Annotated in this window: 14 protein-coding genes; 13 read left to right on the forward strand and 1 reads right to left on the reverse strand. The window is 40.8% G+C overall.

Features of this window, described 5'->3' with window-relative positions; translation table 11 throughout:
* Positions 1–22: 22 nt before the first annotated feature.
* From menD to ygiD, 3 genes are all read left to right on the forward strand, one after another.
* Positions 23–1,684, forward strand: coding sequence for a 2-succinyl-5-enolpyruvyl-6-hydroxy-3-cyclohexene-1-carboxylic-acid synthase (menD, locus tag G4D82_RS10875; RefSeq protein WP_166337313.1), 1,662 nt, complete (start codon positions 23–25; stop codon positions 1,682–1,684).
* Positions 1,685–1,717: 33 nt separating this feature from the next.
* Entirely contained in the window at positions 1,718–2,578 is an 861-nt protein-coding gene (locus G4D82_RS10880; RefSeq protein ID WP_166337314.1) for a CvfB family protein, read from the forward strand.
* Between the two features lie 117 nt (positions 2,579–2,695).
* Entirely contained in the window at positions 2,696–3,532 is an 837-nt protein-coding gene (ygiD, locus tag G4D82_RS10885) for a 4,5-DOPA-extradiol-dioxygenase (RefSeq protein WP_166337367.1), read from the forward strand.
* On the opposite strand, the gene G4D82_RS10890 is transcribed toward ygiD, so the two are convergent.
* Positions 3,529–3,957 (reverse strand): PH domain-containing protein, encoded by a 429-nt coding sequence (locus G4D82_RS10890; protein WP_166337315.1) that lies wholly within the window; start codon positions 3,955–3,957, stop codon positions 3,529–3,531. The two genes, ygiD and G4D82_RS10890, sit on opposite strands and share 4 nt — an antisense overlap.
* Before the next feature lie 119 nt (positions 3,958–4,076).
* Between G4D82_RS10890 and G4D82_RS10895 the strand changes: the two genes are divergently transcribed.
* The 10 genes from G4D82_RS10895 (at position 4,077) to G4D82_RS10940 (ending at position 13,488) form a co-directional block, all read left to right on the forward strand.
* On the forward strand, positions 4,077–4,910 hold the full coding sequence (locus G4D82_RS10895) for a 1,4-dihydroxy-2-naphthoyl-CoA synthase (RefSeq protein WP_166337368.1): 834 nt from the start codon (positions 4,077–4,079) through the stop codon (positions 4,908–4,910).
* 80 nt (positions 4,911–4,990) lie between these two features.
* A complete protein-coding gene (locus tag G4D82_RS10900; protein WP_166337316.1) occupies positions 4,991–5,506 on the forward strand; it encodes a PH domain-containing protein in 516 nt (171 codons plus the stop codon).
* Positions 5,507–7,009: a PH domain-containing protein gene (locus tag G4D82_RS10905; protein WP_166337317.1), complete on the forward strand. Its 1,503-nt coding sequence runs from the start codon at positions 5,507–5,509 to the stop codon at positions 7,007–7,009.
* 35 nt (positions 7,010–7,044) lie between these two features.
* Positions 7,045–8,019, forward strand: a complete 975-nt coding sequence (menA, locus tag G4D82_RS10910; protein WP_166337318.1) for a 1,4-dihydroxy-2-naphthoate octaprenyltransferase — start codon at positions 7,045–7,047, stop codon at positions 8,017–8,019.
* A 5-nt stretch (positions 8,020–8,024) separates the two neighbouring features.
* Positions 8,025–8,705 (forward strand): metal-dependent hydrolase, encoded by a 681-nt coding sequence (locus tag G4D82_RS10915; protein WP_166337319.1) that lies wholly within the window; start codon positions 8,025–8,027, stop codon positions 8,703–8,705.
* Positions 8,706–8,849: 144 nt separating this feature from the next.
* Entirely contained in the window at positions 8,850–10,064 is a 1,215-nt protein-coding gene (locus tag G4D82_RS10920) for a tetratricopeptide repeat protein (protein ID WP_166337320.1), read from the forward strand.
* Entirely contained in the window at positions 10,061–11,095 is a 1,035-nt protein-coding gene (locus G4D82_RS10925; protein WP_166337321.1) for an o-succinylbenzoate synthase, read from the forward strand. Before G4D82_RS10920 ends, G4D82_RS10925 begins: the two co-directional genes overlap by 4 nt.
* A 53-nt stretch (positions 11,096–11,148) precedes the next feature.
* Positions 11,149–12,006: a carboxylating nicotinate-nucleotide diphosphorylase gene (gene nadC / locus G4D82_RS10930; RefSeq protein ID WP_166337322.1), complete on the forward strand. Its 858-nt coding sequence runs from the start codon at positions 11,149–11,151 to the stop codon at positions 12,004–12,006.
* A gap of 1 nt (position 12,007) precedes the next feature.
* Positions 12,008–12,946: a YihY/virulence factor BrkB family protein gene (locus tag G4D82_RS10935; protein WP_166337323.1), complete on the forward strand. Its 939-nt coding sequence runs from the start codon at positions 12,008–12,010 to the stop codon at positions 12,944–12,946.
* A 107-nt stretch (positions 12,947–13,053) separates the two neighbouring features.
* Positions 13,054–13,488 (forward strand): DUF2147 domain-containing protein, encoded by a 435-nt coding sequence (locus tag G4D82_RS10940; protein ID WP_166337324.1) that lies wholly within the window; start codon positions 13,054–13,056, stop codon positions 13,486–13,488.
* Positions 13,489–13,512 lie beyond the last annotated feature (24 nt).

Raw genomic sequence — 13,512 nt, forward strand, 5'->3', positions numbered from 1 at the left:
TTTGCCTTTCACTTCCAACCAAATGAATTATCCGAAAATTCCTTTAGCGCAGAGCATCATCCAGATTTGTTTGGCCAAAGGCGTCACGCAAATTGTGATTTCTCCTGGCTCACGCAACGCACCGCTAACATTGGGTTTTGCGAGTCATCCGAAGTTTACTTGTTATAGTATTGCCGACGAACGTTGTGCCGGATTTTTCGCCTTGGGAATTGCCCAACAAACCAATAAACCGGTGGCACTCGTTTGTACTTCGGGTTCGGCCGTGCTGAATTATTATCCTGCGGTGGCAGAAGCTTTTTATAGTCAGATTCCGCTCGTGGTGATTTCTGCCGATCGTCCTTTGAATAAGATTGATATTGGTGATGGACAAACCATTCGCCAGATGAATGTGTTGCTGAATCACTCGTTGTATAATGCCAATTTGACCGAAGTAGCTTCAGCCGAAAACGACTTTAAAATCAACGAAGCAATCACAGTGGCACATACCAGAAAAGGCCCGACACACATCAACGCTCCGTTTGAGGAACCGTTGTATCAGATGGTCAAAAAACCTTCGGTCGACCCGACGATTTCTGCTTTTTTAAAGGTTTTTAGAAGTATTTCCATTGAAGACATTATCGCTTGCACCAACATCTGGAACTCAGCCAAAAAGAAATTGATTTTAGTAGGCGTCAATCCGCCGAATGATATTGAGCAGAAGATTATCAACATCGTGGCTGCCGATCCGTCGGTAGTAGTCATGACCGAATCGACTTCGAACTTACACCATCCGACTTTTGTTAATCATATCGATACACTTATTACACCTTTTAAAGAGAAAGATTTTTTGGCTTTCCAACCTGAAATCCTGATTACTTTTGGCGGTATGATTGTTTCTAAACGCATCAAAACGTTGCTTAGAACTTACCGACCGGAACACCATTGGCATATTGATCCGCTCAGGGCTTACAATACTTTTGGTGCTTTGGCCCATCATTTTGAAGTGCATCCGAATGATTTTTTTCATCAGATATTGCCGTTTACTAAAATTGTGAAAAGCGATTATGCCGAGAAAATTCAACGTATCAAAAAGGCGAGAGAACTCAAGCACCAGCAATATTTGTCGAAGATTCCTTTTTCCGATTTAAAGGTTTTCGATTTGATTTTGCCTTCATTGCCTAAAAATTCCCAACTGCAAATCAGCAATAGTGCAGCGATTCGCTATGCGTTATTGTTCGACATCGACTCCAGTATTTCGGTATTTTGCAATCGTGGTACCAGCGGCATTGACGGCAGTACATCAACCGCTATCGGTGCGGCCGTAGCAAGTTCGAAACCCACAACATTAATTACGGGCGACATTGGATTTTTATACGATAGCAATGCGCTTTGGAACCAATACATCCCGAAAAATTTTAAGATAATCATTATCAACAACGGCGGTGGCGGTATTTTCAGGATTCTGCCCGGGCATCAGGAAAATAAGCTGTTCAACACTTTTTTCGAAACCTCACATTGTCTAACAGCAGCGCATTTGGCTCAAATGTACGGCTTTGAATACCATATTGCCAGCGACGAAAGCAGTTTGAAATCGGGAATGGAGTCGCTTTACAGTCAGGATATGAAACCAGCCATTTTGGAGATTTTTACCCCAACCTTAGACAACGACAAGATTTTATTGCAGTACTTCAAGGAATTGGTTTAAAGGCTTCGTACTTTTGCCCAACAATCCAGCAACATGATCCAGATAGGAAGATACAATACCCTGACCATTTTACGCGATACTAAAATTGGGCTTTATTTAGGAAACCCGGAAGAAGATCCTGAAGGAAAACACGACATTTTATTGCCGAATAAATATGTTCCCGAGCAGTTTCAAATTGGGGAAGAAATGGCAGTTTTTGTGTATCTCGATCACGAAGAAAGACCGGTAGCTACCACTTTGGAGCCTTACATTCTTTTGCATGAATTTGCTTTACTTCGCGTGAATTACGTGAATCAAGTAGGTGCTTTTCTCGATTGGGGTTTGGAGAAAGACCTTTTCGTTCCTTTCAAAGAACAAGCTCGGCCGATGGAGAAAGGAAAACGCTATTTGGTGTTTTTGTATATTGACGAGAAAACCAATCGCCTTGTAGCTTCGAGTAAAACCAATCAATTTTTGTCAAACGAAAACCTCGTGATTAAGAAAGGTGATGAAGTAGACTTAATTGTTTCGCACATTACCGATGTCGGAATCAATGTTATTATCAATGAAGTGCATAAAGGTTTGGTCTATCGCGATGAAGTTTACGATGATTCGATTCGCACCGGCGACCGCATGATAGGTTATATCAAACAAATTCGCCCTGATCACAAAATTGACGTTTCCTTGCAAAAGCTCGGTTACGAAAATATAGAACCCAACGCTCAAAAGATTTTAGACGAACTAAAAGCCAGTCGAGGTTTCCTTCGTTTGAACGACAACAGCCATCCGGAGGACATCAAAACCGTTTTGCAGATGAGCAAGAAGACATTCAAAAAAGCCATTGGAGCGCTGTATAAAGACCGTTTGATTGAAATCAAAGAGGATGGTATTTACCTGATTCCAACCCAAAACTAATTTTTATTTCTTGATTGATGTAGTTGCGGTCTGAACTATAGTTTTATATTTGTATATACAAATGTTTTGATTTTGAAAAGGAAAGAATTTATAAAAACAATAGTAGGAGGAATGGCCATGGCATCATTACAACCGTTTTACAACTGGAGTCGGGATTTAAAAGAAACCGATATAAAGCTTCCCGTTTTGTTTATCGGTCATGGTTCTCCAATGAATGGAATTCAAGACAATGCGTTTTCGAGAACGTGGTCAAAATTCGGAAAGGAAATTCCCAGACCTAAAGCAGTTTTAGTCGTGTCGGCACATTGGCTTACCAATGGAACCCATATCACGGCAATGGCCCAACCGAAAACCATTCACGATTTTGGAGGATTCCCACAAGCGTTGTTCGACGTGCAATATCCGGCAAAAGGCCATCCGGAATTGGCAAAATTTACCACAAGTTTGATTACTTCAACAAAAGTAGGTTTGGATCATGATTGGGGTTTAGACCACGGCACTTGGACCATTGTGCGCCACATGTATCCCAATGCCGATATTCCCGTACTGCAGCTAAGTATCGATTACAATAAGCCGGCCCAGTATCATTTCGAACTCGCCAAAGAATTGTATTCACTACGAAGTAAAGGTGTGCTGATCATAGGTAGCGGCAATATGGTGCATAACCTTTCGATGGTGGCTTGGGATAAACTAAACGAACCCGAATACGGATATGATTGGGCTGTTGAAATGAACGAACTGTTTAAAGAAAAAATCAGCAACCGAGATTTTAAATCATTAATTGATTACGAAAAACTTAATTCAGCCGCTAAGCTGGCCATTCCGAGTCCAGACCATTATTATCCGCTATTGTATGCTTCAGCATTACAGGATTCAAAAGATGAGATTTCGTTTTTCAACGATAAAGCCGTCGGAGGTTCGCTAACAATGACTTCAGTAAAATGGGGCGTTTAATTAGAAACCTCGATATTCGGGTTAATTTTTAAAAGCTCTGATAGAAATACTTCACTTTTGGCAGGCGAAACGTAAACGTCTTCGAACTTGTTATAAGTAATGATAAAGCCCTTTGTGTCGAGCGCCGGTTTCATTGTTACCGGTACATACAAGCCCGAGAAGTACTTGATTTTTTGGATTTTATCGATGTCAATTCTGCCTCTAAAAGGGCCCGAACGATACAACAGGAAATGTTGTTTAATCACGTAGCGAGTGTCGAGTAAAGTCCAGACTACCAATGCAATGACTAATGATAAAATCACAATCGGCAAGGTAGCGAGATGTTCTTTTTTAAGCCCGATAGCTAATAGGGCAATCATACCGATGACAATAAACCAAAGAATAGCAACGGTATAACTGTTTTTGGTAGAAAGAAATCGATTCATTGGGCGAGGCTTCTTTAGGATGAACAATCAGTTTTGGGGCGACTTTTAAATTTTAATAATCAGGTTCAAATATAAAAATTCCTTTATTTTTACGCTAAATTAATACAAATACCAATATGATTCACTGGAAGACCGCAAAAGAATTCGAAGACATCACTTATAAAAAATGCAATGGCGTAGCGAGAATTGCCTTCAATAGGCCGAATGTTCGCAACGCTTTCCGCCCAAAAACTACTTCAGAACTTTATCAAGCTTTTTACGATGCGCAAGAAGATACCTCTATCGGTGTGGTGCTACTTTCTGCAGAAGGGCCATCTGCTAAAGATGGCGTTTATTCTTTTTGCAGCGGCGGCGATCAGAACACTCGTGGGCACCAAGGTTACGTTGGAGACGATGGCCAACACCGACTTAACATTCTCGAAGTACAGCGTTTAATCCGGTTCATGCCTAAAGTAGTAATTGCTGTTGTTCCTGGATGGGCTGTTGGTGGCGGACACAGCCTACATGTGGTTTGTGACATGACTTTAGCCAGTAAAGAACATGCGATTTTCAAGCAAACCGACGCCGATGTAACGAGTTTTGATGGTGGTTATGGGTCTGCCTATTTGGCGAAAATGGTGGGGCAGAAAAAAGCCCGTGAAATTTTCTTTTTAGGAAGGAATTATTCAGCCCAAGAAGCCTTTGAAATGGGTATGGTCAACGCCGTGATTCCGCATGACGAACTAGAAGATACCGCTTTTGAGTGGGCACAAGAGATTTTACAGAAATCTCCAACATCAATTAAGATGCTCAAATTCGCTATGAACCTCACTGATGACGGTATGGTCGGACAACAAGTTTTTGCCGGCGAAGCTACACGCTTGGCCTACATGACTGAAGAAGCCAAAGAAGGTCGCAATGCATTTTTAGAAAAGCGCAAACCCAATTTTGGAGAAAACAAATGGCTGCCATAAAATAAATTATTCTTGGTTGGATGAAGACGTAAATTTGTTTAAATTCGTCAGAAAGCCAGCTACTATTTTGATTTCTCGGTATGGAAAACTTCACCAACGAAACGATTGATATTACACAGCTTCCCAAGTTTGAAGCGGTTACTTTTACAAAACTCCATCCGTCATATTGGATGATTAACCTAATTCAAATCGGGATTGCATTTGCTTTGGTGAACTTGGGCTATGCGGTTATTGTTCTTAACTCAGCGGAAGTCGCATCACATCAAGTGCCTATTGGACTTGGAATTTTTGCGTTTTTTCTGCTGGTTGTTTTCTTTTCAAGAATTGCTTTTAAGAAAAAAGGATTTGCCTTTCGCCAGCATGACGTGTTGTTTCGTCATGGCATTATTGCTACCAACACTTTAGTAATTCCTTATAACAGAATCCAGCACGTAGCCCTGCACGAAGGCGTTTTTTCGAGAATTTATTCGTTGGCTAAAATCGAGATTTTTACCGCCGGAGGTAGCGCCAGTGACATTGAAATTCCGGGAATCGAAAAACAGCAGGCCGAAAACATCAAACAACTATTGATGGGAAAAATCCAAAAAGAACTTTAGATGGAGCAGTTTCGTTCGCCACAAAGACAATCTTCCATCGGGATTTTAGTACTGTTTTTTGACACTTTAAGACAGTACTTTCGCGCCTTGTGGCCCATTTTGGTGGTTTGGTTTTTTAAATACAATCATGGCGAATTCCTTTATGTTGTTTTAGGAATTGTATTGATTGTTGTATTGGTTGGCGTGGTGGCTTATCTGAAATACATCAATTTTACTTTTTATCTCGATCCGGATAAAGAAGAGTTTATTATTCACGAAGGCATTTGGAACAAAACCCGAACAACCATACAACTTCACAAAATTCAGCAGGTGAACATTACCCAATCGCTTGTTCAACGGCTCATAGGCGTTTATGCGCTCAATGTAGATACTGCCGGAAGTTCAGACAAAGAAGGCCATATCAAAGCGATATCTCATGAACTAGCACTGGAACTAAAGTCAAAGTTGTTGCACAATGAACGAAAGAAGTTGGCAATCACCCCAGATTCAAACGAGCATACAAGCAATCAAGCTGAACCGAATCACCCTTTTATCAGTATCAGTTTTTTGAGTCTGGTCAAGATGGGAATCACTTCGAATTACGTCAGAAGTTTTTCTTTGTTGCTGCTTTTTTTCTTTACAATCATTGACTACGCAGACAAATTGCTCAATGTTAATCTTTGGGAAAATGAAGGTATTGAAAATTACGTCGATACCCAACGCCTCGTCCGAAGTATTTTTGTCATTGTCTTAATTCTCTTCGGTATTGTCATCGCGTTGAATTTGTCTCGAATGATTATCAAGTATTTTGATTACAAAATCACGCGACAGAAAGGTTCGTTGCTACTTTCTTTCGGGTTGCTCAACACAAAAAGCACCATTATCAAACCTGAGAAAGTACAGATTACTTCAGTTTCGCAGAATTACTTCCAGAAAAAAATGGACATTCTGCAACTCAAAATCAAGCAAGCCGCCCACAACGAAAAAGAAGAACGAAAGACCGGTATCGAAATTCCGGGTTGCAACCAGCAGGAAAAAGAGGCTATTTTTAACTTGCTTTTTCAAAAAATACCACAGAAAGGATTCAGGCTCAAACCCAATTATAGAAAGCTCGGATTCGCCGTTTTTCTTACGATAGTACTGCCTTTGCTTGGCTATTTCTTTTTTCGAAACAATATTCCAACCTTTAATAAACAATACGACTACATCGCCGGGATTTATGTTATTTTTGTTGGGCTGGTTCAGTATTTCAAATTCCGTAACAGTCGTTTGTTCATTCACGATGATTTTATCATTTTGCAAAGCGGCGCTTGGGACATCAGTCACGAAATTATTGAGCCCAGTAAAATACAAGCCATTACAACTTCGCAATTGTTTTGGCACAAAAGCATTGACGTTGGTTCGCTGATTTTGCATACCGCCGGAGGAAATATTGCTTTTCAATTGGGCAATTTCACTACGATTAAGAGTTATGTTAACCTTTGGTTGTATGAACTTGAAAGGTCCGACAGTAATTGGATGTGATTCAATTAATAATGAATAATTAATAATGAATAATTATGAAGCATTGGATTGAGGCTGCTCGCGTGAGAACATTACCACTTTCAGTATCGGGAATAATTTTAGGTTGCTTTTATGCCATGTCACAGGCGCGTCCGAATTGGAAGATTTTCACTTTCGCTATGACCACGACATTGTTATTGCAGATTTTGTCCAACTTTGCCAATGATTATGGCGATGGTATTAAAGGCACCGACAACGAAGATCGAGTAGGGCCAAAACGCGCCATTCAAAGCGGCAGTATTTCGGCAGAAGCGATGAAACGCGCAATGATTATTACTAGTTTACTGACTTTACTTTCAGCAATAACCTTGATTTATTTTTCTTTCAAAGGTGCCCATTTGTGGTTTTCACTGTTTTTTCTTGTACTCGGGATATTGGCGATTGCTTCGGCAATTCGTTACACGGTAGGAAATACGGCTTATGGTTACCGCGGTTACGGCGACTTGTTCGTTTTTATCTTTTTTGGATGGGTGAGTACGTTGGGCGTGAGTTTTATGTATTTAAAAGAGATAGACCCATTATTGATTTTGCCCGCATCGGCGATTGGTTTGCTCAGTGTGGGCGTGCTGAATCTCAATAACATGCGCGACGAAGTTTCGGATAAAAAAGCCGGAAAGAATACTATAGTGGTAAAAATTGGCGGAGCGAAAGCCAAAACCTACCATTACTTTTTAGTGGTTTCCGCGATGGTTTTAATGCTTGTTTTTGCGCTGTTGTTCGACTGGTACAAAGACAGCGACCCAGAAGAGTTCAACTTCAACACCTATTTATTTCTCATCGCTTATATTCCGCTGGTCAAACATTTGAAAACTGTTTACAATAACAAAGAACCGCGCTTGCTCGATCCAGAACTTAAAAAGCTTGCCATCAGCACTTTTTTGGTTTCCATACTGATTTCGCAATCCTTGATTTATTTCTTGAGTGATCTCGTCGTTCAGATTGTCAACGCAACTATTATCCATTTTAAATAAGAGTTATGAAAATTACCTTTTACGGCCATGCATCGCTCAAAATTGAGGTTAGTGGCAAAACCATATTGGTCGATCCGTTTATTTCTGCGAACCCCAAGGCAGCGCATATCAATATTAACGAATTGCGTTTTGATTACTTGTTTTTAACGCACGCGCACCAAGACCATACACTCGATGTAGAGCATCTGATGCAGTTCAACCCTGAAGCAGTGATTGTTTCCAACGCAGAAATCGTTACTTACTATATGCAAAAAGGTTTCAAAGCACACATGATGAACCACGGCGGCAGTTGGCAGTTCGATTTCGGAAAAGTTAAATACGTCAACGCAGTTCATTCCAGTTCGTTTGCAGACGGTTCCTACGGCGGTAATCCGGGCGGTTTCGTGATCGAAGGCGAGCACAAGAACATTTACATTGCCGGCGATACGGCGCTTACTTATGACATGAAACTGATTCCGATGCGCACCAGATTAGATTTGGCGATTTTGCCCATCGGTAGCAACTTCACGATGGATGTTGAAGATGCCATCATTGCTTCAGATTTTCTAGAGTGCGACAAAGTGCTCGGTTACCATTACGATACTTTCGGTTATATTGAAATCAACCATGAGCAGGCCATTCGCAAGTTCTTCAACAAAGGCAAAGACTTGATGTTGCTCGATATCGGCGCAAGTATTGAGTTGTAATTTCAGAAGCTGATCCGGCTGTCCGCTCTATCTTTTCCTGCTTAAAGAAAGCAGCAAAAGGATGCCGCTGCTATCCGGGCTAGGGCTGTTGGTTGTGTTAGCGACACCGTTTTTAATATTACTATTTACCCAACAAATCATTTTATGCCTTTACTCAAAAATAGGTTGCGATATTCAATTGTCTCTTTCTTATTGGTTTTCCAATGCGTTTTCGCCCAAACCGACGGCTACTGGGACAAAGACCGCGCAACTTCACGTCAAGTAACCGTCAGCGCCGGCGAACGGATAGTAATTCCTGTAGAAACTTTGCCCGAAGGCACCACAGAAATAGTTTACAGAATCACATTGCTCGACGAGAACCAGCAACTTTCAAATAGTTTGGTTTCCATCTTAAAAGCGATTCCCGATCCAACAGGTATTAGTCAAGGTTCGGCCGGAGCGGTTTTTCTGCTTTCTAAAATCTCCGGCGACGACAAATGCAAATATGCCATCTTCAACAACAAAGAACTAGCACTCGATTATAAAAAAGAAGGTAACGTCGAAAAGGCTTGTTTGTACCAAAACAATCCAATAAATAAAGATGCCAAACGACTTTCGGTAAAAACTTCTACTTGTCTAAAAAACAGTCAAATGTGGTTTGGTTTTGAAAGTAAAAACTGGATCATGAACCAACGCATAGTGCTTGAAGTCGTTCCTTGGATTGATGTCAAACTAAGTCGTGGTTGGAGCGTTGAGAATCGCAAAGAAATTCTTCGCATCTGCAAATCGACTGATTTGGCAAAAAAACTTCCCGAAGCCCAAAGTGATGATTATTGCGTTTGCGTGCTCGATAAAATCCAAAACCAATACAAATTCAACGAATACCAGAGCCTGCTCGCGGCAGAAAAAACCAAGGCTTTTAAAGATGGCGGCTTGGCTTGTTATAACGAAACCCATGCGTCAGCAACGATTTACGATAACCATCGCGCTGCTGCTGTAGCGTTTTTCGCAGACGGAAAGTATGGTCAGGCTATTGGTAAATTGCTTCCGATTGTTGAAGAAAAAAAAGCCAAAGTTTCAGATTACGACCTGCTCGGTTTGAATTATCTCTACACCAAGCAATACGATAAAGCTTTGAAATACCTTGAAATCGGGCAACAGCTTGATGCTACAGAGTTGTCTTTGCAATTGCATTTGGCACACGCTCATTTACTCAAAGGGAATTTCGGTGCCGCCAAATCCATTTATAAAAAATACCAAAACCAGAATATCTCTGATTCGATGAGTTGGAAAGATCAGGTAAAAACCGATTTTACTTCGTTTGAAAAAGCCGGTTTACCAAACACAAACTTCGACCGCATTTTGAATCTTCTCAAATGAAAGCGCGCTATTTTCCCTATTATCTTCAGTTTAAGCAGCCGGCAGGAACGTCTCGCGGTGTTCTGACTCGAAAGGAAACCTGGTTTTTGGTGCTTGAAGAAAACGGCAAAAAGGGAATAGGCGAGTGTGGTTTACTCCGAGGGCTCAGTGCAGACGACCGGCCTGATTACGAAGAAAAACTCAGTTGGGTTTGTGCTAATATTCATCTTGGGAAAGATGCGCTTTGGAAAAACTTAATGGAATTTCCGTCAATCCAGTTCGGTATCGAAATGGCTTTTGCTTCCTTAGAGGCTGAAAATCCGTTTGAGTTGTTTCCGTCTGAGTTTACAAAAGGTTTGAAAAGTATTCCAATTAACGGCTTGGTTTGGATGGGCGATGAAGCTTTTATGAAGCAACAAATCGAAGAAAAACTCGCCTCCGGATTTCATTGCATCAAACTCAAAATTGGTGCTATAGATTTCAATCGAGAACTGCAATTATTGGAGTTTATTCGCGGCAACTACAACGAACAACAAATCGAAATTCGAGTCGATGCAAACGGCGCTTTTTTATCAAAAGAAGCTTTATTTAAAATAAACCAATTAACTGGTTTTAAAATACATAGCATCGAACAGCCTATTGCAAAAAATCAGCATGACAGGATGGCAGAACTGTGCAAAACCACACCAATTCCTATTGCGCTCGATGAAGAGCTTATCGGGGTTTTTACGTTGGAAGACAAAGAAGCTTTATTGCAAAAAATCAAGCCGCAATACCTGATTTTCAAGCCGAGTTTTATTGGTGGTTTTCGCGGCACCCAAGAATGGATTTCACTCGCTCAAAAGTATAACATCGGTTGGTGGATTACCTCGGCACTCGAAAGTAACATCGGTCTGAATGCTATTGCACAGTTCACTTATTTGCAAAATAACAAAATACCTCAAGGTTTGGGAACTGGCGCATTGTATACCAACAATTTTGAATCGCCATTGACCGTACAAAATGGACAACTTTGGTATAGCAAAAATAAGTGGGATTTCAATTTGTGGTAAACGTTTTCAAATCCGCAAAATAAATTTTACATTAGCCCGTCAATTCCAATCCTATGATTTCTGAAGCGCAGTTTCAAAACGAGTTAAAACGCATTATCGAGAACGGTATTCGCGAAGACATCGGTCCGGGCGACTATAGTTCGTTGGCCTGTATTCCCGATGCTGCCCAAGGCAAAGCTAAGTTGTTAGTGAAAGACCAAGGAATTATTGCCGGCGTTGCATTCGCTCGTATGATTTTTCAGCATGTCGACCCGAACTTGCAAGTAGAAACTTTTATCGAGGATGGCGCTGAAGTTAAATACGGCGATGTGGTTTTTCATGTTTCTGGCAGCTCACAATCTATTTTAAAAGCTGAACGTTTGGTTTTGAATTCGATGCAGCGAATGTCGGCAATTGCCACGAAAACCAACAGTTATGTCAGGTTGCTCGACGGAACCAAAACCAAAGTGCTCGACACGCGCAAAACTACGCCGGGTTTCCGTGCTGCAGAAAAATGGGCGGTCAAAATCGGTGGCGGTGAAAACCATCGTTTTGCGCTATACGACATGATTATGCTCAAAGACAACCATAACGACTTCGCCGGCGGAATTACCAAAGCCATTGAAAAAACCAAATTGTATTTAGCCGAAAATAAGCTCGACCTTCAAATTGTTGTGGAAGCGAGAACCCTAGATGAAATTCACGAAATTCTTAAAAACGAAGGGGTGTATCGCATCTTGATTGACAATTTTAATTACCAAGACACTAAAGAAGCAGTGCGGCTTATCGGTAATCAATGCCTCACAGAATCATCGGGCAACATTAATGAAAAAACCATCCGAAATTATGCTGAATGTGGCGTAGATTATATTTCTTCGGGAGCGCTTACGCACTCAGTTTACAACATGGATTTAAGCCTTAAAGCGTTTTAATATGAGCAAGGAAATTGAAGCTTACATTGCTAAAATACCGCTGGTTCGCAGTGTGGTGATTGCCTTGAAACGAGTGAAATTGCCTTGGTTACATGGTTTTTCACTTTACGATTTATTGGAGTTGTATATCATCGGTGTTACAGAAGGTGCTGTTTCTTATCGTGCCGGAGCGATTGCTTTCAGTTTCTTTATGGCTTTGTTTCCTTTTGCGCTATTTATACTGAACCTGATTCCGTATATTCCAATTGAAGGTTTTCAAGATGATTTTATGCAGTTTCTTTCTGAAGGTGTTCCGCCAAAAACCTTTGAAGCCATTGCGTCGATTCTCAATGATATTCTGCACAACAGTCACTCCGGGCTGCTTTCCACGGGGATTATTATGGCTATCATTCTGATGGCCAACGGCATGAACGCCATTATGGGCGGTTTTGAGACTTCGAATCATATTATCATCAAGCGGGGTTTTTTTAGGCAATATGCGGTGGCAATTGGCATCTCATTAATTCTTTCCATTTTGCTTTTGGTAACTGTAGCTATGATTGTTGTTTTTGAGGTGTTTATCCAAAAAACCATTATTCAAGATGTGCTCAGCGATCGTATTCCACTGATTATTCTTGGCCGCTATGCATTTGTAATTTTGATGATATTGCTTACCACGTCGATTTTGTTTAAATTCGGAATCAAATCAGACAAACACAGAAAATTCATTTCAATTGGTTCGGTTTTCACCACAATTTTGATTATCCTTTCGTCATACGGTTTCGGCATTTGGGTCGTTCGGTTCTCAAAATACAATCAGTTGTACGGTTCAATAGGAACGTTGCTGATTATGATGTTTTACATCTGGATCAATTGCATGATTTTACTGCTCGGGTTCGAACTCGACGCACTAATCAACAAGATAAAAAGGGAAAAACAAAAGGAACAATTGGGTTCTTGATTTTTGTTTTTTTAGAAGCTGTTTCCCGCTATCCGCTATATCTTTTGCTCCGCTGTGCTGCACAAAAGGATGTCGCTGCTATCGGGGCTAAGGCTAAAGGTCAAACCATGAAAAATATACTGAGTTTCGTATTTGTCTTCGTCTTCAGCACTGTGCTTTCAGCGCAAAATCCGGTTATTGTAGGTAAATGGAAAACCATCGATGACGAAACCGGAAAACCTTTGTCGGTCATAGAAATTTTCGAGAAGCACAACAAAATCTACGGCAAAGTCATAGAAATCTTCAATCCGAAAAACAAAAAAATCCCCAAATGCGAGAAATGCGAAGGCGAAGACCGCAACAAGCCCATCCTCGGATTGATTGTAATTAAAGGCTTAAGCTGGGAAAAGAACGAATATACCAACGGCAAAATTCTCGATCCGAAACACGGCAAACTATACAAGTGTTCTATTTCGTTTGAAAACAAAGACAAACTCAAAGTTCGCGGCTACATAGGCGTCGAATTGCTCGGTCGCACACAATACTGGGAAAGATTAAAATAAAGCCCAAAATTTCCAATTCAAAAA

The organism is Flavobacterium lotistagni, from assembly GCF_011392125.1.
Taxonomy (GTDB): Bacteria; Bacteroidota; Bacteroidia; order Flavobacteriales; family Flavobacteriaceae; genus Flavobacterium; species Flavobacterium lotistagni.

What these genes read in the sequence shown, in the direction of transcription:
- menD (WP_166337313.1), top strand. Translation starts at nt 23, where the DNA reads ATGAATTATCCGAAAATTCCTTTAGCGCAGAGCATCATCCAGATTTGT.
- G4D82_RS10880 (WP_166337314.1), top strand. Translation starts at nt 1,718, where the DNA reads ATGATCCAGATAGGAAGATACAATACCCTGACCATTTTACGCGATACT.
- ygiD (WP_166337367.1), top strand. Translation starts at nt 2,696, where the DNA reads ATGGCATCATTACAACCGTTTTACAACTGGAGTCGGGATTTAAAAGAA.
- G4D82_RS10890 (WP_166337315.1), bottom strand. Translation starts at nt 3,957, where the DNA reads ATGAATCGATTTCTTTCTACCAAAAACAGTTATACCGTTGCTATTCTT.
- G4D82_RS10900 (WP_166337316.1), top strand. Translation starts at nt 4,991, where the DNA reads ATGGAAAACTTCACCAACGAAACGATTGATATTACACAGCTTCCCAAG.
- G4D82_RS10905 (WP_166337317.1), top strand. Translation starts at nt 5,507, where the DNA reads ATGGAGCAGTTTCGTTCGCCACAAAGACAATCTTCCATCGGGATTTTA.
- menA (WP_166337318.1), top strand. Translation starts at nt 7,045, where the DNA reads ATGAAGCATTGGATTGAGGCTGCTCGCGTGAGAACATTACCACTTTCA.
- G4D82_RS10915 (WP_166337319.1), top strand. Translation starts at nt 8,025, where the DNA reads ATGAAAATTACCTTTTACGGCCATGCATCGCTCAAAATTGAGGTTAGT.
- G4D82_RS10920 (WP_166337320.1), top strand. Translation starts at nt 8,850, where the DNA reads ATGCCTTTACTCAAAAATAGGTTGCGATATTCAATTGTCTCTTTCTTA.
- G4D82_RS10925 (WP_166337321.1), top strand. Translation starts at nt 10,061, where the DNA reads ATGAAAGCGCGCTATTTTCCCTATTATCTTCAGTTTAAGCAGCCGGCA.
- nadC (WP_166337322.1), top strand. Translation starts at nt 11,149, where the DNA reads ATGATTTCTGAAGCGCAGTTTCAAAACGAGTTAAAACGCATTATCGAG.
- G4D82_RS10935 (WP_166337323.1), top strand. Translation starts at nt 12,008, where the DNA reads ATGAGCAAGGAAATTGAAGCTTACATTGCTAAAATACCGCTGGTTCGC.
- G4D82_RS10940 (WP_166337324.1), top strand. Translation starts at nt 13,054, where the DNA reads ATGAAAAATATACTGAGTTTCGTATTTGTCTTCGTCTTCAGCACTGTG.